18 protein-coding genes and 5 tRNA genes are annotated in these 20,472 nt (G+C 41.4%); 22 read left to right on the forward strand and 1 reads right to left on the reverse strand.

Going from position 1 to position 20,472, the window contains the following annotated elements:
- Nucleotides 1-233: 233 nt before the first annotated feature.
- Nucleotides 234-599 carry a PaaI family thioesterase gene (locus tag GTO83_RS01910; RefSeq protein WP_180871467.1) on the reverse strand — a complete coding sequence of 122 codons (366 nt, stop codon included), beginning with the start codon at nucleotides 597-599 and terminating at the stop codon, nucleotides 234-236.
- Between the two features lie 32 nt (nucleotides 600-631).
- On the opposite strand from GTO83_RS01910, the gene menB reads away from it, so the two are divergent.
- From menB to GTO83_RS02020, 22 genes are all read left to right on the forward strand, one after another.
- Nucleotides 632-1,453, forward strand: a complete 822-nt coding sequence (menB, locus tag GTO83_RS01915) for a 1,4-dihydroxy-2-naphthoyl-CoA synthase (protein WP_180871468.1) — start codon at nucleotides 632-634, stop codon at nucleotides 1,451-1,453.
- A 6-nt stretch (nucleotides 1,454-1,459) separates the two neighbouring features.
- The gene (locus GTO83_RS01920; RefSeq protein ID WP_180871469.1) at nucleotides 1,460-2,875 is read left to right on the forward strand and encodes an o-succinylbenzoate--CoA ligase; all 1,416 of its coding nucleotides are present in this window, start codon (nucleotides 1,460-1,462) and stop codon (nucleotides 2,873-2,875) included.
- Nucleotides 2,876-3,246: 371 nt separating this feature from the next.
- Nucleotides 3,247-4,746: a peptide MFS transporter gene (locus tag GTO83_RS01925; protein ID WP_180871470.1), complete on the forward strand. Its 1,500-nt coding sequence runs from the start codon at nucleotides 3,247-3,249 to the stop codon at nucleotides 4,744-4,746.
- An 87-nt stretch (nucleotides 4,747-4,833) separates the two neighbouring features.
- On the forward strand, nucleotides 4,834-5,283 hold the full coding sequence (locus tag GTO83_RS01930; RefSeq protein ID WP_180871471.1) for a DUF3290 domain-containing protein: 450 nt from the start codon (nucleotides 4,834-4,836) through the stop codon (nucleotides 5,281-5,283).
- Nucleotides 5,283-5,924 carry a DUF421 domain-containing protein gene (locus GTO83_RS01935; RefSeq protein WP_180871472.1) on the forward strand — a complete coding sequence of 214 codons (642 nt, stop codon included), beginning with the start codon at nucleotides 5,283-5,285 and terminating at the stop codon, nucleotides 5,922-5,924. The genes GTO83_RS01930 and GTO83_RS01935 overlap by 1 nt, the downstream gene beginning before the upstream one ends.
- A complete protein-coding gene (locus GTO83_RS01940; RefSeq protein WP_219634233.1) occupies nucleotides 5,921-6,763 on the forward strand; it encodes a metallophosphoesterase in 843 nt (280 codons plus the stop codon). Before GTO83_RS01935 ends, GTO83_RS01940 begins: the two co-directional genes overlap by 4 nt.
- 84 nt (nucleotides 6,764-6,847) lie before the next feature.
- Nucleotides 6,848-6,930: transfer RNA gene (locus GTO83_RS01945), tRNA-Tyr, on the forward strand.
- A 9-nt stretch (nucleotides 6,931-6,939) separates the two neighbouring features.
- Nucleotides 6,940-7,011: transfer RNA gene (locus GTO83_RS01950), tRNA-Gln, on the forward strand.
- 142 nt (nucleotides 7,012-7,153) lie between these two features.
- Nucleotides 7,154-7,236, forward strand: a tRNA-Tyr gene (locus GTO83_RS01955).
- Nucleotides 7,237-7,245: 9 nt separating this feature from the next.
- Nucleotides 7,246-7,317, forward strand: a tRNA-Gln gene (locus GTO83_RS01960).
- A gap of 54 nt (nucleotides 7,318-7,371) precedes the next feature.
- A complete protein-coding gene (locus GTO83_RS01965; RefSeq protein WP_180871474.1) occupies nucleotides 7,372-8,037 on the forward strand; it encodes a hypothetical protein in 666 nt (221 codons plus the stop codon).
- 48 nt (nucleotides 8,038-8,085) lie between these two features.
- A complete protein-coding gene (locus tag GTO83_RS01970) occupies nucleotides 8,086-8,793 on the forward strand; it encodes an aspartate/glutamate racemase family protein (protein ID WP_180871475.1) in 708 nt (235 codons plus the stop codon).
- Nucleotides 8,794-9,015: 222 nt separating this feature from the next.
- Nucleotides 9,016-9,717 (forward strand): GntR family transcriptional regulator, encoded by a 702-nt coding sequence (locus tag GTO83_RS01975; protein WP_180871476.1) that lies wholly within the window; start codon nucleotides 9,016-9,018, stop codon nucleotides 9,715-9,717.
- An 18-nt stretch (nucleotides 9,718-9,735) separates the two neighbouring features.
- Nucleotides 9,736-11,217 (forward strand): nicotinate phosphoribosyltransferase, encoded by a 1,482-nt coding sequence (locus tag GTO83_RS01980; protein ID WP_180871477.1) that lies wholly within the window; start codon nucleotides 9,736-9,738, stop codon nucleotides 11,215-11,217.
- A complete protein-coding gene (nadE, locus tag GTO83_RS01985) occupies nucleotides 11,210-12,034 on the forward strand; it encodes an ammonia-dependent NAD(+) synthetase (RefSeq protein ID WP_180871478.1) in 825 nt (274 codons plus the stop codon). The genes GTO83_RS01980 and nadE overlap by 8 nt, the downstream gene beginning before the upstream one ends.
- Nucleotides 12,035-12,360: 326 nt before the next feature.
- On the forward strand, nucleotides 12,361-14,529 hold the full coding sequence (locus tag GTO83_RS01990) for a Tex family protein (protein WP_180871479.1): 2,169 nt from the start codon (nucleotides 12,361-12,363) through the stop codon (nucleotides 14,527-14,529).
- Complete coding sequence (locus GTO83_RS01995; protein ID WP_180871480.1) at nucleotides 14,522-14,989, forward strand: SprT family protein; 468 nt, start codon at nucleotides 14,522-14,524, stop codon at nucleotides 14,987-14,989. The genes GTO83_RS01990 and GTO83_RS01995 overlap by 8 nt, the downstream gene beginning before the upstream one ends.
- A 50-nt stretch (nucleotides 14,990-15,039) precedes the next feature.
- Nucleotides 15,040-15,125, forward strand: a tRNA-Leu gene (locus GTO83_RS02000).
- Between the two features lie 342 nt (nucleotides 15,126-15,467).
- Nucleotides 15,468-17,348 carry a glycoside hydrolase family 2 TIM barrel-domain containing protein gene (locus GTO83_RS02005; RefSeq protein ID WP_180871481.1) on the forward strand — a complete coding sequence of 627 codons (1,881 nt, stop codon included), beginning with the start codon at nucleotides 15,468-15,470 and terminating at the stop codon, nucleotides 17,346-17,348.
- On the forward strand, nucleotides 17,332-18,297 hold the full coding sequence (locus GTO83_RS02010) for a beta-galactosidase small subunit (RefSeq protein WP_180871482.1): 966 nt from the start codon (nucleotides 17,332-17,334) through the stop codon (nucleotides 18,295-18,297). Before GTO83_RS02005 ends, GTO83_RS02010 begins: the two co-directional genes overlap by 17 nt.
- A 17-nt stretch (nucleotides 18,298-18,314) precedes the next feature.
- Nucleotides 18,315-19,289 (forward strand): mannose-6-phosphate isomerase, class I, encoded by a 975-nt coding sequence (manA, locus tag GTO83_RS02015; protein WP_180871483.1) that lies wholly within the window; start codon nucleotides 18,315-18,317, stop codon nucleotides 19,287-19,289.
- Nucleotides 19,290-19,461: 172 nt separating this feature from the next.
- Nucleotides 19,462-20,415: an AEC family transporter gene (locus tag GTO83_RS02020; protein WP_180871484.1), complete on the forward strand. Its 954-nt coding sequence runs from the start codon at nucleotides 19,462-19,464 to the stop codon at nucleotides 20,413-20,415.
- Nucleotides 20,416-20,472: the final 57 nt, after the last annotated feature.

The raw sequence follows: 20,472 nt of genomic DNA on the forward strand, positions 1-20,472 counted from the left end.
CTTGGAAGAAAGCACAACACAACTTCTAAGCACATTCCGATTGACATCATTTCCATCGCAATTGTCATCTTACGGCTAACCGTTAATCCTAAAACGATTAGCCACCAAATAAGTCGGATAATATTTGTTACGATTGTCATTATTGGATCTTCTTTCCATTTTTAGGTATACCTCATAATTTAACTGTAATGTAAATTTTTTATTTTGTAAAGGGTTAAAATAGAAGGGACTTGTTAGGATTTATTAATGGCGCTGAGGGTTACGGTACTAATACTTGTAACTTGGTGGTTATTCCTGATTTTTACCTCCCAAGTTTGGAGATGTTTTCCAATGTGAATTGGTATGGCGGTTGCAATTAACGTTCCCTTAGTGACGGCGCCAAGATGGTGAGTGGTGATATCAACGCCAACAGCAATTTGATTACTTGCAAGATTTTCATTGGCCCCAAGGGAAGCGGCGGTTTCAGCAAGAACAGCATTGATGCCGCCATGTACAAATCCGAGTGGTTGGAGTATCTTTTTAGTGACTGGAAGTGATACGATAGTATTTGTTTTTGAGAGCTTTTGAATTTCAATTCCTAGGTTTTCAAGTAAATTCAATTTTAGGACCTCACTTTGAAAGGAGTTTAAAAATGGCAGACGTAAAGTGGGAAAAGGTAAAGGATTTTTCAGAAATTATCTTCGAACGAGCTGGTAAAATTGCCAAGATTACGATGAATCGGCCAGAAAAATTAAATGCATTCACACCGGTGACGGTTGCTGAAATGATTGAAGCATTTACGATTTGTCGGGATGACCGTTCAATTGGAGTAATTATCTTAACTGGAGCTGGAGATAAGGCCTTTTCATCCGGCGGTGACCAATCAGTACGGGGAAACGGGGGCTATGTTGGTCCCGACCATATTGCACGCTTAAATGTATTGGATCTCCAACACCTCATTCGTATTATACCAAAGCCGGTAATTGCGATGGTTAAGGGTTGGTCAGTTGGGGGCGGTAATATTCTCCAGCTTGTGTGTGATCTAACAGTCGCTGCTGATAACGCAAAGTTTGGTCAAACTGGCCCGAAGGTGGGGTCGTTTGATGCTGGATATGGTTCAGGTTATTTAGCGCGGGTAATTGGCCACAAACGGGCTAAGGAAGTCTGGTTCTTAAATCACTTCTACACAGCTGAAGAAGCTCTTCAAATGAATTGGATTAATCGGGTTGTTCCGCTTGATCAAGTAGAAAATGCAACTTTGGAATGGGCTAACGAAATCTTACAAAAGTCTCCAACTGCTATTCGGTTAATTAAAGCCGCAATGAACGCTGATACTGACGGTTTGGCCGGTCTGCAACAATTGGGTGGCGATGCCACAATGTTGTTCTACACTACTGATGAAGGTAAAGAGGGTCGGGATGCCTTTAATGAAAAACGGAAGCCTGACTTTGGTCAATTTCCAACTTTCCCATAAAAAATAATGAAAACACAAAATTGGTTAATCAAACAGGCCGAGTTAAATCCGCATCGAATTGCCGTCAGCGATGGTCAAATAAGTTATGATTTCGCAACTCTTCTCGCAAAAATTAAGGCTGATGCTAGTCATTTGGTAAATTTAACTGCAAAAGAGCGAGTTGGCTTGATGACGACAAATAACATCCAAGGTTACCGGTTGGCGCTTGCTCTAATATCAATTGGGAAAACGATTGTATGGTTAAACTGGCGCTTATCAACCCAAGAATTAAGGTTTCAAGTTGATGATAGTGATTTAGACTTGGTGATCGTGGATGACGTTTTAATGCGCGAAGATTTTGACCACCGTTACCAATCATTTGCAAAGGTTTTAAAACGTCCTTCAGCTAAAGCAAATTTAATCGCTGAATTTAATTTTGATAAAGTGGCAAGTATTATGTATACGTCAGGGACTACGGGGCGTCCCAAAGGAGTCCTCCAAACCTTTGGTAACCATTATACTTCAGCAATTGCGTCTAGCCTTAATCTCGGTTTGGTAGAAAATGAAGAGTGGTTATGCGTTACCCCGTTATTTCATATTAGTGGCTTTTCGATTTTAATGCGCGGTTTAGTTTATGGGATGACAGTGCGTTTAATGACGCATTTTGAGCCGCAAGCCGTTGAAAATGTTTTGGTAACTGAACCAGTTACAATAATTTCAGCGGTGCCCTACATGTTAAAAAGAATGTTAGCCCAACGGCGGCAGAGTAAACGAACCTATAATAATCATTTTCGGTTGATTCTCCTTGGTGGGGGGACAATTGATCTTGCAACACTAAAGGCTTGCCAAAATGCCAAGTTACAAGTCGTCCAATGTTACGGGATGACAGAAACTTGTTCGCAAGTAATTGCTTTAAGTGCTAAAGATGCTGAAGAACAAATTGGCTCTGTCGGGAAACCATTATTTACGACGCAACTTAAGATTATGCCAAAAACTAATGAAATTGCGATTAAAACGCCAGCGCTAACGCCGGGCTATTTAAATCAACCGCAAAAGTTTGCAACGAAGTTTAAAGATGGGTGGTTCCTTACTGGGGATGTTGGTCATCTAAATGAAGCAGGCTTTCTTTTTGTTGCGGGCCGGAAAGACGAAATGATCATTTCTGGGGGTGAAAATATCTTTCCCCAAGAAGTTGAAACCGTCTTACAACAGTACCCCGGGGTTAAAGAAGTTGCAGTAGTTGGTAAACCAGATTCAATCTGGGGTCAAACACCAGTCGCCTTCGTTGTTGGCAACGTTGATCCTGAAGGTTTAATTCGATTTGGAAGGGAAAAATTAGCCCACTATAAAGTTCCAAAAGAGATATATGGGGTTAAGCAATTACCCCGGAATGCAAGCGGTAAGTTACAACGTTTCAAATTACAGGCAAAATTTAAAAAGTGAGGTGGTAAGAAAGCTTTTAACCGGTTCTGTAGGATAAGAAAAACCGAGAAGAGAGGATTGTCTTTCAGCATTTTTTAGTTATTTTATGCCAGTCGACTTATAAAATTAAATCTAACATTTAGACTGACTTTATGAAACAAAGGAATGAGAAATTTTCAGTTCATAATGAGAAGTATAAATAAATTTTGAAACAAAATAGGATAATTGATCCTAATGATATCAAGGCGTAAAACGTTTTTTAAATTTGACGATTTCTATTTCTGAGAGTATAATTAATTACACTTTTATTAAAAAACGATGATGACTTTAACACAATATTTCTCATCTCTTTCATTAAAAGCAATGAATATATCCAATTTGGAGGAAAATTAATGGAGAAACAAAAATCGATGGATGCATCATTCTTCGGTCAACCCCGGGGACTATCGACGCTGTTTTTCACCGAAATGTGGGAACGGTTTAGTTACTACGGGATGCGGGCCATCTTACTCTTCTATATGTACTATGCGGTAAGCCAAGGTGGTCTTGGCATGAATCAAGCTACTGCAGCTTCGATCATGTCAATTTACGGTTCCCTTGTTTATCTATCAGGGGTTGTTGGTGGTTGGCTTTCTGATCGGGTCTGGGGTGCTCGAAAGACGGTCTTCATTGGTGGGGTTTTAATCATGTTTGGACATATTGCCCTTTCCCTACCATTCGGTTTACCAGCTCTTTATGCTTCGATTGCCTTAATCGTTGCTGGGACGGGGCTCTTAAAGCCAAACGTCTCTGATATGGTTGGGAGCCTTTATAACGAAGGTGATAAACGCCGGGATGCCGGATTCAGTATGTTCGTCTTTGGGATTAACTTAGGGGCGGCAGTTGCTCCATGGGCGGTTCCGTGGGCTGCTAATGGTTTTGGTTTCCACTTATTTGGTTCGACGATGAATTTCCATGCCGGCTTCTCCTTGGCAGCCATTGGAATGTTCTTTGGTTTGATCCAATACTGGCTTGATGGTAAAAAGTACCTTTCAAAGGACAGTCTTTATCCAAACGACCCAATCGATCGGGAAGGTCTAAAGCCAATTATAACTTGGACGGTTGTTGGAGTAATTGTTTTAGCTGTTGTCTTAGGACTACTTGCAGCGATGGGCCAATTAAACATCACCAACGTTATTAACATCATTACGATCATTGCGATTGCTTTACCAATCATTTACTTTATTATGATGTTAAACTCCAAGAAAGTTACGAAGGTTGAACGTTCCCGGGTAGTTGCTTATATTCCACTATTTATTGCAGCCGCAATTTTCTGGGGAATTGAAGAATCTGGCTCGGTTGTCTTAGCACTGTTTGCGGAACAACGGACGATCTTACACATTGGGGGTTGGCATTTTGCAGCGGCTAACTTCCAGACTTTGAATCCCTTGTTCATCATGATCTTAACCCCATTCTTCGTTTGGCTATGGTCAAAGTGGAAATATCAACCAAGTGCGCCAGGGAAGTTTGCGGCTGGGATGGTTATTGCCGGGCTTTCTTACATGTGGATGGCCTTACCAGGAATTATTCATGGAACAACCGCTGGTCGGGTTAGTCCATTGTGGTTAGTTGGTTCCTGGTTCATTGTTGAAATTGCCGAAATGTTAATTTCACCAATTGGACTTTCAGTGACGACGAAGTTAGCACCGAAGGCTTTCCAATCTCAAATGATGAGTATGTGGTTCTTGGCTGACTCTGCTGGTCAAGCCGTCAATGCTCAAATTGTTAAATACTATTCATCCGCAACAGAAATCCCATACTTCTTAATTATCGGGACCGTTAGTGTAGTCTTCGGGGTGATCATGTTCTTCATGGTTAAGAAGATTCACAACCTGATGGGCGGAATTGACTAATAAAATTTAATATTGAATAATGAAGAGGATGGGGAAACCCTTCCTCTTTTTTAGTAAGTAGTTTTAAATTTGAAAATGGAGCGTTGGATGGATTTTTACACTTTGCATTATCTTGAAACCAATCAACAGAACCAACAATTAGTATTAACAATTTTAATTCTTTTCGCTTTTTTAGCGGTGGTTGGCTTTATGGTTGGTTACCTTAAGAATCGGTTAAAAACAAGATATCGTGACTTAGGAATTATTGCCCTGCTTTGCTTGTTATTGTTGACGGGGATCGAAGGAGAAAAATTTATGACGCTAAACGATCAGGTGGCACGTACCACACAAATGATACCTTTCATTCGGTCAGTAGCCTTAGATGAAGGAGTTAAGCCTAATCAAATTTTAGTTAATTCGACGACTATCGTAAATGGCATGATCGTCAGGGTAAGGCCACAAAAGGAAAATTATCAAGTTACTTTTAGCAGTGACAATAAAACTTATACTTTAAAAAAAGTTCACGTAATTAACCACCAAGTTGAGGTGAAAGATTAATGCAATTAGATTATTGGCAATTGTTTGTTAAATTTGGACTCGGGTTATTAACGTTGATTGTCCAAATTAATCTCTTTGGCAAGAGTAATTTAGCGCCAACAACTGCTCTTGACCAACTTCAAAACTATGTTCTTGGGGGAATTGTTGGGGGAGTAATTTATAATCCGGCAATTAGTATTTTGCAATTTCTAATTGTTTTAATTCTTTGGACCTTAGTGGTTTTTATTATCAAATTTTTGCGGGATCATAATCGTAAAGTTAAACGGTTAATTGATGGGCGTCCAGTTCAGGTTGTAAAAAACGGCCAAGTAATTGTTGAAAATTGTATGCAGGCTGGAATATCAGCTAATGATTTAATGTTCAGATTGCGGATGCAAGGGATTTTCTCAGTTTCCAAGATTAAAAACTGTCTATTTGAACAAAATGGCCAGTTAACGGTAATTGAAAATGATGATCAAAACATTCGCTTTCCCTTAATTAGTGATGGACAAGTTAATGAAGACGTCTTAGAGTTGATCCACCATGATCATCCTTGGCTAAAAAAACAGCTTGATGAAGGGGGCTTTGAGTCGGTTAGTCAGGTATTTTTGGGGGAGTTTTTAGATGGCAAACTGATTTTGACAAGTTATGAGGGAAAATGATTATGCGGATAGCGATTAGTAGTGATAACCATCTTGATGTAAATCAAATTGACCCTCATTGGGCGGTTAATCAACAAGCGGATTGGTTAGTAAGTCACCGAATTGATCAATATTATCATTTAGGTGATCTCTTTAATAATTTTCAAAGAACACAAGCTTACGTTCATGAACTCCAACAGCGGGTAGGGGGACTTATAAAAATTCGTTATTTAGCAGGGAACCACGATCTAATTAGTGGAATTAGAGAAGAGTCGCTTGAAAAGTTAGCGGATCCGCTATATTTCCACAATTCTTACTTTGATGTTCCACAAACTGACTGGCGCTTGATTGGTATTAATGGATGGTATGACTATACGTTTTCACCCTACCAGGTTGACCGAGTGAAGGTGGCTCATTGGAAAAGAGTTTACTGGATCGATGGGGGGATCCCCCAACGAGAAACGGATCAAGCTCGCTTAGCGCGCCAAATAAATGATCTTGATGAACAACTCCAAGCAGCAAGTCAAGACAAGAAAAAGGTGATTTTATTAACTCATTTTGTTCCAACAGTCGAGTTAGTACCACCAATGCCATCTCAGTTTAACCGCGCTCGTCAAATTGAATTTTGGAATATGCTTTGGGCGATGTTAGGGAGCCAACGCTTTGGCGAAAAGCTAGCTACTTCAGCGATCGTGAAACGAGTTGTTTTTGGGCACCTCCATGGTCAACCACCAGTGTTGAAAGTTGGTGGAGTAAATTATTATAATGCAGCTGTTGGGGTAAAACGGCGCTATCGTGAATGGCAAATGCCAACCTTTATGGCTCAGTGGGAGAAACGATTAATTGTTTGGGAACTTTAATTTTTTACAATTAGGTCTTGCAATCAACCGGTAGTTTGTGTAATATAATATTCGTTGATTGTTCAGAGGAAGCAATTGATTTCCGGAGGAGTAGCGAAGTCTGGTTAAACGCGACGGTCTGTAAAACCGTTCCTTCGGGTTCGGTGGTTCGAATCCACTCTCCTCCATCTCATTATTGGGCTATAGCCAAGCGGTAAGGCAACGGTTTTTGGTACCGTCATGCGCTGGTTCGAATCCAGCTAGCCCAACTGTTAAAGTCGTCACTGCGGTGGCGATTTTTTATTTAATTAACAAAATTCTCCAAAAAGTTTAAAATTAATACTTGCAATTAGCAGTTAAATTGTGTATTATAATATACGTTGATTGTTTAATTGAAACGGTTAACCTCTTGGAGGAGTAGCGAAGTCTGGTTAAACGCGACGGTCTGTAAAACCGTTCCTTCGGGTTCGGTGGTTCGAATCCACTCTCCTCCATTTCATTATTGGGCTATAGCCAAGCGGTAAGGCAACGGTTTTTGGTACCGTCATGCGCTGGTTCGAATCCAGCTAGCCCAACTGTCAAAGTCGTCACTTCGGTGGCGGCTTTTTTGCATCAAAGGGGAAATTAAGATGGTAAAACAAGGGCAATATGCAAAAGCAAGTAAACTGGTTCATCAACGGGATAATTTTAAGAGCAAAAAGCAGAGCCAAAGTCGGGTAATTGATAGTGAACAAGCAGCTGATTTTCTTTTGGTGCGGTACGCTTTAACAACAAAGCATTCTTTACCAAAGGAATTTCGGGAGACCAATCAGCGTTTCTTACAGGAGTTAACGCCAGGAATTTTAGCGAACGGGGAAGTTGGTCAAGCTTTGCAGTCGGTCATTGTAAATGCAAGTAGTCGGGTACCATGGCAATTTTGGGCCCAAGTAAGTTTGACTTGGCCAGTGATGGCAAAGTTTTTAAAACGTGAAGTTCCAGCAATTCCGTTGGCTAAGCGGGTATATTTAAAACATCTGCCAAACTTAAGCGAATTGAACCATCTTTTGGCGCTTCAATTTGCTCATCAAGCTGCTACTTTAACCTTGTTAAAGGGACAGCAAAGTCATCAAAGTCAGCAATTAGCCCAGCAATTAGTTACCCAATTGGAACAAGATGGTCAACTAAAGTGGGCGACAATTCAAGCGCTATTCGCACCATTTACTTTTCCAATTAACCAGGCCCCTGATGAAGCGACTCTCAGTTGGTTAAGACAATTAGTAACTTTTGACCCGGTAAGTTATCGGCTACCAAAATAAAAATATGTTATTATTAGCAAGTGATTCTTTATGGAATGGGGTAATAGAATGAAACATTTTTTCACAGTTTTAGGCGGAATGGGAACGTTGGCCACTGAGAGTTATGTTCGGATTTTGGATCAACGGACGCCAACTCATTCCGATCAAGATTATTATGATTACATTGTTGTTAACCATGCGACCGTTCCGGATCGGACGACTTGGATTCTTGATCACACCAAGGCTGATCCTCGGCCAGCACTGATCGAAGATATTAAGCAACAAAGTCTGTTAAAGCCTGACTTTTTTGTTTTAATTTGTAACACAGCGCACTATTTCTTTGATGAATTACAAGCAGCCACTGAAATTCCAATTTTAAATATGATTGATGAGACGGTAAAGGAAATTTCCCGGATCAAGCCGTCCGCAAAGAAGGTTGGTTTACTGGCAACCCCGGGCACAATTAAATCAGGCTTATACGATGGATACCTTGAAAAGGCGGGGTATGAGGTTATTAAACCAACTCAAGCAATAATTGATGAAACTGAATCGTTAATCTACGATGATATTAAGATTGCTGGTCATTCGGACGGTCAGAAGTATCATCATTTAGTTCAAACAATGGTGGAAGATATGGGGGCCGACATTGTGGTGCTTGGATGCACGGAGCTTTCTTATGCCGAAGAGATGAATCCTGAAACTGAGTATCCGGTTGCGGATTCCCAGTCAATTATTGTTGATCGCACAATTGATTTGGCAAAAAAGCAAAAGCAGTAAGCTTAGGAGCGCGGTCATGCTACTTGACCATATTTTTTGTAAAATTCAGAGCGGGTGGGGAAATGCAAGTTTCTTTCCACCCGCTTTTTTGCTCTCAAAGTAAAGGTAATTTTCTCATAACTTTTAAATAATTTTGCCCAACCAAAAAAATTGGTAGCCCAATTGTTGAAGTGTTAAAATATTACGTAATACATGGATGTAGAGACGAGAGGAGCGGACAAAATGGGATCACCGGTATATATTCAAATTCATAATGAATTACGGGAAAATATCGAAGCGGGAAAATGGCAAATTGGTGAAAAGATTCCAGCAGAACGAGAACTGGCTGCTCAATTTGGGGTTAGTCGAATGACTTTGCGCCAAGCAATTCAAACTTTAGTTGACGATGGAATCCTTGAACGACGAGTGGGAGCCGGAACTTACGTTGCCAACCGTAAAGTACAAGAGAAGATGGCGGGGGTAACGAGTTTTACAGAATTGATGCATACGTTAGGGAAAGAACCATCTAGTAAGACGATTTCTTACCATTTGACTTTTCCTTCTCAAAATGAAACCGAAACTTTACAATTAAAGCCAAATGAACGGGTCCTGCGGATGGAGCGAATTCGTTATGGTAATGATGTTCCAATTTGCTATGAAGCAGCCACGGTCCCGGCAAACCTAATTGAGGGTTTTACTAAGGAAGAAATTACGACTTCTTTCTTTAAAGCTTTGGCCGATAAGGCCCATCTCTACCCAGGTCATGCGACCCAAGCGGTTTCAGCAATTAGCGCAACGGAGCGAATTGCTGAATACCTTGGGATTCGCCGGGGTGATGCGTTACTACGAATGAATCAAGTTTCTTACTTGCAAGATGGGCGACCATTTGAATATGTTCACTCACAGTATGTTGGAAACCGCTTTGAATTTATCCTGGAAAAATAAAAAGGGAGCTTTTAAATTATGGAATACTTAAATCCCGATGACAGTTTAACCTTGCATACAGATGCTTATGAACTGACGATGATGCAGACATATTGGCAACAGGGGATCGGCGACCGGAAAGCGGTTTTTGAAGCATTTTTCCGCAAGATGCCATTTAAGAATGGCTATGCTGTCTTTGCCGGACTAAGCCGGATTATTGAGTATTTAAAGCAACTTCACTTCACGCCAAGTGATATTGCTTATCTCAGGTCAACGGGGATGTTTGATCAGGACTTTTTAGATTACTTGGCTAATTTTAAGTTCCAAGGAACCGTCCGGAGTGTGGTTGAAGGGGAGTTAGTCTTTAATCACGAACCAATTGTTCAGGTCGAAGGAAATTTACTTGAAACGACTTTAGTTGAAACGGCAATCTTAAATATTATTAATTTTCAAATTATGATTGCAACAAAGGCTTCCCGAATTAAGTCAGTCGTCGGTGATCAACTAATTATGGAATTTGGGACCCGGCGGGCGCAAGAATTTGATGCTGCCCTCTGGGGAACCCGGGCGGCTTATATCGGGGGCTTTGACGCAACTAGTAACGTACGGGCTGGAAAACTCTTTGGCATTCCAATTTCGGGAACTCATGCGCATGCTTTAGTTCAAACATACCGGGATGAATACCAGGCTTTCAAAGCTTATGCTGAAACGCACCGGGATTGCGTCTTCCTAGTTGATACCTTTGATACCCTTAGAAGTGGGGTCCCAACGGCAATCCGAGTTGCCAAGGAATTTGGTGACCGGATTAACTTCCAAGGGGTCCGGATTGATAGCGGTGACATGGCGTACCTTTCAAAGAAAATTCGGCAAATGCTTGATGATGCTGGCTTCCCAAAGGCTAAGATCTATGCTTCAAATGATTTAGATGAAAAAACCATCCAAAATCTTAAGATGCAAGGGGCTAAAATTGATGCTTGGGGAATTGGAACCAAATTAATTACTTCTTATGATCAACCAACCCTTGGGGCAGTTTATAAACTAGTTTCTGTTGAAAATGAAAATGGTGAAATGGTTGATACAATGAAGCTCTCAAATAATATCACGAAGGTTTCAACTCCTGGTAAGCACCAAGTTTGGCGGATTACTGACCGGAGTGATGGAAAGAGTGAAGGGGATTATGTGACATTGTTCGATGAGGATCCACGACAACTGGATTCCTTATACATGTTTGATCCTCAATTTACCTTCTTGCATAAGACGGTTAAGGACTTCGTTGCCCGACCACTCTTACAAAATATTTTTGTGAATGGTGAATTAGTTTATGATGAACCAAGTTTGGATGAGATTAAGCATGCTCATAAAGAACGGCTAGACCGGCTATGGGAAGAATATAAACGGGATTTAAATCCAGAAGTTTACCCGGTTGATCTTTCACAAAAATGTTATGACAATAAGATGGCTTTGATTGCCAGAATTCACGATTATGTAGATAAGCTTGGGAAGGAAAGCAAAAATGACTAAACAAAGTGAAATTATTGCTACTTTAGGGGTCAAACCCCAAATTGATCCGCAAACTGAAATTGATCAACGAGTTAAGTTTATTCAAGATTATTTGTTGAAAACCGGTATGAAAACTTTAATCTTGGGAATTTCCGGTGGTCAAGATTCATCGTTAGCCGGACGGCTTTCGCAACTTGCAGTGGAGGGCTTGCGAGATAAAACGGGGGATAGCAATTATCGTTTCATTGCCGTTCGGTTACCATATGGTGAGCAAGCGGATGAAGCGGACGCAATGAGTGCAATTAATGATTTTATCCATCCTGATCAAACAGATCGCGTAAATATTAAACCAGCGACTGACGCGATGATGAGGGCATTAGCAACCGCTGGTGAGACGATTTCTGATTTTAACAAGGGTAACATTAAGGCCCGGGAACGGATGATTGTCCAGTACGCCATTGCGGGTGCTCATCACGGTGCAGTTGTTGGAACTGATCACGCTGCAGAAGCAGTAACTGGTTTTTATACTAAGTTTGGGGATGGTGGGGCCGATTTAACTCCCTTGACTGGTTTGGATAAGCGACAAGGTCGAGCGTTGCTTGAAAGGTTAAATGCTCCTGCTCATCTGTATGAAAAGACCCCAACGGCTGATTTGGAAGAAGATCGTCCCGCTTTACCCGATGAACAGGCCTTGGGGGTAACTTACCAAAATATTGATGACTATTTGGAAGGAAAGTCAGTTGACCAAGCAGTGGCCGAAAAGATTGAAGCTTGGTATCAACGTACCGGCCATAAACGTCATCTGCCAGTTACGCCAAGTGATGATTGGTGGAAGTAAAAAGGTTTTCCTAGGTTTGAGGCGCGGATAAGAATAAAACGAGCATTAAGCTCTACACTTATCCAAAGTACAGCAGAGCCGGATTGCGCTAGATATAATCTAGAATTGTGTAGCCTTTAACGCTTATCGCCTAAGTCTTAGATAATCTTAGGGCGGTCAGCTTAACTTGGCGATGAATTTTTGGAAGCTAGATTACGCGGAAGATTGCCAAAAACGATGTGATTTAGAAATTTTGGCTAGCGCTTCTACCGTGTTGTCGCCGACAATAAAATTAAACCAAATCTAGCATCAAAATTGCTGCCATGGACTAATCTTAAGGGGGAAGTATGGAACAAACAGTCATAAATCAAGTTGCAAATAATCTATCAAAATATAAAGCCTGGCAAGTTAAAACTGCTCTCCAATTAATGGATGAAGGGAATACGATTCCCTTTATTGCTCGTTATCGGAAGGAACGGACGGGGACGCTTGATGAAGTCGCCCTTCAAAAAATCCAAACGACTTATCATAAGGAGAGTGAGCTTTTTGCCCGGAAGCAGACGGTGATTAAGGCAATTAAGGAAGCCGCAAAGTTAACGCCAGCTTTGGAAAAGAAAATTAACGAAGCCCAAGATTTAGCAACGGTTGAAGACTTGTACTTACCATTTAAACAGAAACGGCAAACAAAGGCGCAAGTCGCAAAGAAACATGGTCTAATGCCACTGGCTAATTGGTTATTAACCTACTCGATGACGGCACCAACTGAAGAAGCAGCTAAATATTTGAATGACGATGTCCCAGATGTCGAAGTAGCTTTAGCTGGTGCTCATGAAATTTTAGCTGAAGCCATTAGTGAAATGAGTACTGCGCGAGCTTGGCTTAGAAGCTATGCCCAAGATCATGGTGAAATTGAAACAACTGTAAAAAAGGATGGACAAGCACTTGATGAAATGGGCGTCTACCAACAGTACTATGATTTTAAGATCCCGGTTGCTGAAATGACTTCATACCGGACCTTGGCGATTAACCGGGGAGAAAAAGAAAAGGTTCTCCGGGTAAAATTACTTCTCGATGAAGCAACGATTAAAAACTATTTTAAATTTAGACTAATTCAAGATCATACAACGAGTCCATCGGCAAAGTTAGTTGAAAAAGCAGCGATGGATGCATATAAACGCTTCTTGTTACCGGCCACGGAGCGAGAAATTCGGCGGCAATTAACGGAAGCTGCTAGTGACCAAGCGATCCAGGTCTTTGGTGAAAACTTGTACCATCTATTAATGCAAGCGCCATTAAAGGGACGGGTGGTATTAGGCTTTGACCCAGCTTATCGGACTGGATGCAAGCTGGCCGTTCTTGATCAACACGGTAAGTTATTACAAACCGCAGTTATTTATCCGCATGCGCCAGCGCCAGAAGCGAAACGTGCTGTTGCCGGGCAACAATTAAGGGACTTGATTGAAAAGTATCATGTTGAAATGATAGCGATTGGAAACGGAACTGCAAGTCGGGAATCAGAACAATTTGTGGCGAATGAATTGAAGAAACTTAGCCGGTCGGTTTACTATGTGATTGTAAACGAAGCCGGGGCTTCAGTTTATTCAGCAAGTAAGGAAGCCAGAGATGAGTTTCCAGATTTGACGGTTGAAAAGCGAAGTGCGATTAGTATTGGTCGACGACTACAAGATCCGTTAGCGGAATTAGTGAAAATTGATCCGCAAGCAATTGGGGTTGGACAATACCAACATGATTTACCAGAAAAAGAACTTGAGGCTGAACTTAGTACAATTGTTGAACGGGCTGTTAACCGGGTTGGAGTTAATTTAAATACGGCTAGTTACCAACTTTTGACGCATATTTCTGGACTGTCGGGAATGATTGCTAAAAATATTGTTAAGTACCGAGATGAGAACGGTGCTTATACCGATCGAAAACAATTGTTAAAGGTCAGCCGGCTAGGACCAAAGGCTTATGAACAAGCAGCCGGGTTCTTGCGGATTATTGGTGGGGAAAACCCACTAGATAATACTGATGTCCACCCAGAAAGTTATGCTTTGGCAAGTCAATTACTTACAGCCGCTCAAATTCAACCGGATGACTTAGGAACGGCTGAGGCTAATCGGCGACTAAAAAAGTTAGATAAACAACAATTTGTTACTGAAATAGCGGGTCTGCCAACGATTACCGATGTGATTAATGATCTCATGAAACCGGGACGGGACCTCCGCGATACGATGCCGTCACCATTGTTACGACAGGATGTCTTAAAAGTTGAAGATCTAAAACCGGGGATGGAACTACAAGGAACCGTCCGTAACGTAGTAGATTTTGGCGCTTTTGTTGACATCGGGGTTAAACACGATGGTTTAGTTCATGTTTCGCGGTTGACCAAGAGGTTTGTTAATGATCCTCGTCAAATTGTGGCTGTGGGGGATATTGTGACCGTTTGGGTTCAATCTGTGGACTTAAAGCGACAACGGATTCAACTGACAATGTTAGGACCGCAAAATGACTAATGAAGAACTCCAGCATTTAGCTCAACAATGGTCCTTAGCGGCTTTTGGGAAGCCTCTTAACCACCCGATCATTTTTAACCGCCGTTTAAGGACAACGGGTGGCCGTTATCATTTACAAGACCATCATATTGATATTAACCCCTTGATGTATGAAGAATTTGATATGGCCAACTTAAAGCGGGTTGTTTTACATGAACTATGCCACTATCATTTACACTTAGCTAGAAGAGGCTATCGCCACCGCGATGCTGATTTTAAACGTTTATTAGTAGCGGTAGGAGGATCGCGTTATGCCCCGGCGACTAGTCGAACGCGGGTAGCAAAACCCCAGCGAATTATTGAGTATCAATGTCAACATTGTGGGGTAATAATTCGGCGAAAACGCCGGTTTAACACTGATCGTTATATTTGCGCCAAATGTGGCGGTAAGTTTTTAATCAAAAAAATCGAAAAGATTTAAAAAAGGGGTTGTCAAACAGGTATTTACTTGATATTATATTACCTGTTGACGCGGCAGTGGCGGAATTGGCAGACGCGCAAGATTAAGGATCTTGTGGTCGTTTTAGACCGTGGAGGTTCGAATCCTCTTTGCCGCACTACTAAGAGCTAGGAAGAAATTTGATTTCTTCCTAGCTCTTTTTTGTATCTTTTAATGTTACTCAGCAATTACGGTCAAAGCAGTAGCCAAATGGTGTTACTTCCCGCTGGTCGCACCAGCCTTGTATGGGCTCACAAACGCTAAAGAAGTTGGCTGGCTTGCTCTGAACAATCCAACCAGACCGTTGAGAAAACCATTTTCCATCCTTTCCTATTTATATTTTTTTCAAAAGAATTGAACAAATCGTGAAAGTCAACCCTTAATATTAATTTGTGAAAGCGCTATACTATATGAGTAAACGTTTAGTAAAAACCGGCATTTAGTTTAAGGAGGTTTTCCGATGGAAGCAGAACTTAAATGGTTGGATGATCCAGTTGTTTACCGGATTAATCAGCTCCCGGCTCACAGTGATCACCAAGCTTATGCGACGGCGGAAGAAGTCTTAGATGGTAAAAGTAGTTTGGTTCAATCCTTAGATGGTCAATGGGATTTTATTTTTGCCGAAAATCCCCAGGTTCGGCCAGCTAACTTTTGGCAAAGCGATTTTGAAGGCTTTACAGACCAAATTACGGTACCAAGCGAAATTGAAATGAGTGATTATGCGCAAATTCACTACATCAATACTTGGTATCCATGGGAAGGAAAAATCTTCCGGCGGCCTGCTGGGACCCTTGAGGCGGAAGACTTACAAACTGGCTCTTTCAGTCAAGCAACGGACAATTCTGTTGGTATTTATCGGAAAAAGTTTAATTTAGCTCCAGGTTTAAAGGGCAAACAGATTCGGGTTCGGTTTGAAGGAGTTGAACGAGCCCTTTATCTTTGGCTTAACGGTCACTTTGTTGGCTATGCCGAAGATAGTTTTACCCCGAGTGAATTTAATTTAACTCCTTATTTGAAAGATGAAGACAATGTTATCGTGGTTGAAGTTTTCAAGCATTCTTCAGCATCATGGTTGGAAGATCAAGATATGTTCCGTTTCTCTGGAATTTTCCGGAGTGTTTCATTAATTGCCCAACCAAAGATTCATGTCGAGGACTTGCATTTGATGCCAACCGTTAATGACGATTTTGTTGGTGGTCAATTAGCAATGAAATTAAAGCTAGAAACTAAAGAGGCTGGTTATTTAACGGTTGATGTGGCTGATGCTGATCACCAAACTTTAATCCATGAAAAATATGAAGTTAACGATACCACAACGATTCGTCCAACTAACTTTGAACGGGTCCACCTGTGGGATACGGATGATCCCTACCTCTATCATTTAACCATTAAGGTTTACAACCAAAGTGGTACCCTTTTGGAAGTTGTGCCATATGATTTTGGCTTCCGCCGGATTGAAATTAATCAAGATCACGTAATCATGCTTAATAACCACCGTTTGATTATTAACGGGGTTAACCGCCATGAATGGGATGCTCACAGTGGGCGGACAATTACGATGGCGGATATGAAGCAAGATATTACTACTTTCAAGGCAAATAACATTAACGCTGTTCGGACTTGTCACTATCCAGATCGGTTGGAATGGTACCAACTTTGTGATCAAAACGGGATTTATATGATGGCTGAAAATAATCTTGAAAGTCATGGTACTTGGCAAAAATCAGGAGCTGTCGAACCATCATATAACGTTCCAGGTTCCTTGAAACTTTGGTTACCAGCAGTGCTTGACCGGGCTCAGACTAACTTTGAAACTTTCAAGAATCACCCAGCCATCTTATTCTGGTCATTAGGGAATGAATCATATGCTGCCGATGATATTGCGGCAATGAACAAGTTCTACAAGGATCATGATGATAGTCGGTTAACTCACTATGAAGGCGTTTGCCGTAACGAAGCTTATCGAGGCCAAATTTCTGATGTTGAAAGTTGGATGTACTTACCACCAAAAGGGGTAGAAAAGTACTTAAAGCATGCCGATAAACCATTCCTTGAATGCGAATACATGCACTCAATGGGGAACTCCGTTGGTGGGATGGGTTCGTACATTAAATTGATGAAGAAATACCCACAATATGCCGGTGGCTTTATTTGGGACTTCATTGACCAAGCCATTTTTGTAAAGGATCCGGTAACTGGTGAAGAAGTACTCCGTTATGGTGGGGACTTTGATGATCGCCATTCAGATTATGAATTCTCTGGTGACGGGATTATGTTTGCAGATCGGACACCAAAGCCAGCAATGCAGGAGGTTAAGTATTATTATGGATTACCAAAATAAGCTCCACGTAATTTACGGTGATGGCACTCTTGGACTTCAAGGGGAAAATTTTGCTTACCTGTTTTCCTATGAACGGGGTGGTTTAGAATCATTAAAAGTTGCCGGAAAAGAATGGTTGTACCGGGAACCAAAGCCGACTTTCTGGCGGGCAACAACTGATAATGACCGGGGAAATGGTTTTAACATTAAGTCGGCCCAATGGTTAGCTGCTGACTATGCTTTGCCATGCACTAAGATCACTTTAAAAGTTGATGGCCACAGGTTTAAGCACTTACCAATTGCGCCAACGACTAATCAATTTAGCAATGCCGAATATGCCAAGCAAGTTAAGCTTAGTTACACTTACCAAACCTTAACAATTCCAGCAACCACCGTTAAGGTAAGCTACAAGGTGAAGGCTGACGGGACAATTAAAGTTGTTGCTAAGTACCACGGCCAAGTTGGGTTACCCCAATTGCCAGTCTTTGGGATGCGGTTCATTATGCCAACACAAGCTACTAAGTTTGAATATGAAGGCCTTTCTGGTGAAACTTATCCTGACCGGATGGCCGGGGGCAAACCAGGGACTTATGAAGTTACTGGCTTACCAGTTACGAAGTACTTGGTACCGCAAGAAAATGGGATGCACATGGCAACAAAGTGGGTTAAGCTTACCCGGGCGTCAACCCAAAATAATGCTGACCCAGATAAGGAACCTTTTAGTTTGCTATTTAAGGCTAATAAGCATGACTTTGCCTTCAGCGCCTTACCATATACCAGTGAAGAACTCGAAAATGCCACCCACCACGAAGAACTTCCGCCAGCACGACGGACAGTCCTCGTGATTGCCGGGGCTGTACGGGGTGTTGGTGGGATTGATAGCTGGGGCGCTGGTGTTGAACCAGCTTACCACATTTCCGCTGAAGAAGATCACGAAGTTCGATTTGAAATTAAGTTACCAGAAGCATAAAAGAGAAGGCAAGATCAATGAAGCAAGAACCATTATTTTTAAAACCTGTTTTCCATGAAAAAATTTGGGGTGGTCGAAATTTGAAAACTGATTTTGGCTATGATATTCCCGAGGGTAAGATTGGTGAATGTTGGGCAATTTCAGGTCACCCTCATGGGGTAAGTGTGGTTACCAATGGCCAATTTGCGGGTCAAAATCTTGCTGATCTTTTTCATGACCAACCGATTTTGTTTGGCCACCCAACTGGCGATCGCTTCCCCTTATTAACCAAGATTTTAGATGCTAATGGAAAGCTTTCCGTCCAAGTGCACCCAGCTGATGACTATGCGATGGCGCATGAAAATGAGTTGGGAAAGACCGAGTGTTGGTATGTCTTGAAGGCCAAACCGGGTGCTTATCTGATTTATGGTCACAAGGCTAAGACCAAGGAAGAGTTAGAAAAATTAATCGATGAAGAGAAATGGAATCAACTTCTTGGTAAGTTAACGGTTAAAACCGGCGACTTTGTCTATGTTCCTAGTGGGACGATCCATGCCTTAACCGAAGGAATTGAAGTTCTTGAAACCCAGCAAAGTTCTGACGTTACTTATCGACTTTATGACTATGATCGGACGGATGACCAAGGAAATAAGCGGGAATTACACCTTGGCCCAGCTAAGGATGTCATTACGGTTCCATTCAAGTTGCCAAAGCTTCACCAAAAGACGGAACAGGTAGCAAATTCAACGATTACCACCTTGGTGACCGCTCCCGATTCACCATACTTTACGGTCAAAAAATTAACGATTTTTGGTGATTTACCACAAACTCGCGATGAAGGGCCATTTACTTTGTGCTCAGTTGTTGCTGGCGATGGTCAAATTACGGTTGGCGACCAAACTTATAATTTGAAACGGGGAACTCACTTTATCTTGCCAAATAATGTTCAAAATTGGACCTGGCATGGCAAGATGGTCGTAATTATTTCTTACCCGAATGAGGGAAAATATTAGATTGATCTAGAGGAAGTTGGAAGAAATTCCCAGCTTCCTTTTTTATCTTTGGCGGGCTAGCTGAGAGGTTGCTTATAAGTTTAATTTTTCTAATTTTCTTCTCATATATTGTAGTCAACTTGAGTAAATCAGCCTAAAATTAAGAAGGATTACATAAAAAGAGAGGAAAAAGATGTTAGCAGTATTTTTAGCAGCGCTTTCGGGAGTTAGCGTCATTTTGATGATGGTCTTGGTTGGCTTTATTGCCAATGAGCATCAATGGTTTAGTCCGGTTTCACCGAAGATTATTTCCCGCTTAGTTACTCAGGTGGCTTTGCCTGCTTATATGATTTCTACAATTACCAAGCAGTTTTCAGCGAATGAATTACACGTTTTGTTACCAGATTTACGATACCCGGTAATTTCGATGGTAATCTTGTTTGCTTTGTCCTTAGCGATTGCCCGGGCTTTGGCAATTCGGCAAAGTCACTTGGGGCTTTTTTCATCGATGTTTTTTAATTCGAATACCGTTTTTATCGGTCTACCGATTAATCTCGCCCTCTTTGGAACACCATCGATTCCTTATGTATTGGTTTACTACATGGCCAATACAACTTTCTTTTGGACGCTCGGTGTCTGGCTGATTCAAAAAGATGGTACTGGAATGGCCAAGATTAATTTTAGACAAGCGTTGGGAAAATTATTTTCTCCGCCCCTCCTTGGGTTTATTGTGGCCGTAATTTTGGTGGTTTTGCATATTCATTTACCGAAATTTATTATGCAGACTTGTGGTTATCTAGGGGGATTAACCATTCCGTTATCAATGATTTTCATTGGAATTGCGATTTCTAACGCTGGCTTAAGTCGGATCCGGTTCACGCGGGATGCCTGGGGAATTTTACTTGGTCGTTTCTTAATCGCGCCAGCTTTAATGGCCTTATTGGTTTTACCAAGCAGTATGCCAGCCTTGATGAAACAAGTCTTTATTATTCAAGCAGCGATGCCGGTGATGACGAATGCCCCAGTTGTTTCCAAACTTTATCATGCTGATTCTGAGTATGCCGCGGTAATGGTAACAGAAACGACAGTCCTTTCAATTATCGTCATTCCAATTTTGATGGTTCTGGTTAAGACTGTCATTAGATAATTATTTACTAAAAATGCTCCGGAATTAATATTCTAAGTTAATTGATCGTGATAAGAT

The organism is Lactobacillus sp. 3B(2020) (assembly GCF_013487845.1).
In the GTDB taxonomy this organism is placed as follows: Bacteria; Bacillota; Bacilli; order Lactobacillales; family Lactobacillaceae; genus Limosilactobacillus; species Limosilactobacillus alvi.

Coding starts and splice junctions, on each gene's coding strand:
- menB (WP_180871468.1), top strand. CDS start 632: ATGGCAGACGTAAAGTGGGAAAAGGTAAAGGATTTTTCAGAAATTATC.
- GTO83_RS01940 (WP_219634233.1), top strand. CDS start 5,921: ATGATTATGCGGATAGCGATTAGTAGTGATAACCATCTTGATGTAAAT.
- GTO83_RS01975 (WP_180871476.1), top strand. CDS start 9,016: ATGGGATCACCGGTATATATTCAAATTCATAATGAATTACGGGAAAAT.
- GTO83_RS01970 (WP_180871475.1), top strand. CDS start 8,086: ATGAAACATTTTTTCACAGTTTTAGGCGGAATGGGAACGTTGGCCACT.
- GTO83_RS01935 (WP_180871472.1), top strand. CDS start 5,283: ATGCAATTAGATTATTGGCAATTGTTTGTTAAATTTGGACTCGGGTTA.
- GTO83_RS01965 (WP_180871474.1), top strand. CDS start 7,372: ATGGTAAAACAAGGGCAATATGCAAAAGCAAGTAAACTGGTTCATCAA.
- GTO83_RS01980 (WP_180871477.1), top strand. CDS start 9,736: ATGGAATACTTAAATCCCGATGACAGTTTAACCTTGCATACAGATGCT.
- GTO83_RS02010 (WP_180871482.1), top strand. CDS start 17,332: ATGGATTACCAAAATAAGCTCCACGTAATTTACGGTGATGGCACTCTT.
- GTO83_RS02020 (WP_180871484.1), top strand. CDS start 19,462: ATGTTAGCAGTATTTTTAGCAGCGCTTTCGGGAGTTAGCGTCATTTTG.
- GTO83_RS01920 (WP_180871469.1), top strand. CDS start 1,460: ATGAAAACACAAAATTGGTTAATCAAACAGGCCGAGTTAAATCCGCAT.
- GTO83_RS02005 (WP_180871481.1), top strand. CDS start 15,468: ATGGAAGCAGAACTTAAATGGTTGGATGATCCAGTTGTTTACCGGATT.
- GTO83_RS01930 (WP_180871471.1), top strand. CDS start 4,834: ATGGATTTTTACACTTTGCATTATCTTGAAACCAATCAACAGAACCAA.
- GTO83_RS01990 (WP_180871479.1), top strand. CDS start 12,361: ATGGAACAAACAGTCATAAATCAAGTTGCAAATAATCTATCAAAATAT.
- GTO83_RS01925 (WP_180871470.1), top strand. CDS start 3,247: ATGGAGAAACAAAAATCGATGGATGCATCATTCTTCGGTCAACCCCGG.
- nadE (WP_180871478.1), top strand. CDS start 11,210: ATGACTAAACAAAGTGAAATTATTGCTACTTTAGGGGTCAAACCCCAA.
- GTO83_RS01995 (WP_180871480.1), top strand. CDS start 14,522: ATGACTAATGAAGAACTCCAGCATTTAGCTCAACAATGGTCCTTAGCG.
- manA (WP_180871483.1), top strand. CDS start 18,315: ATGAAGCAAGAACCATTATTTTTAAAACCTGTTTTCCATGAAAAAATT.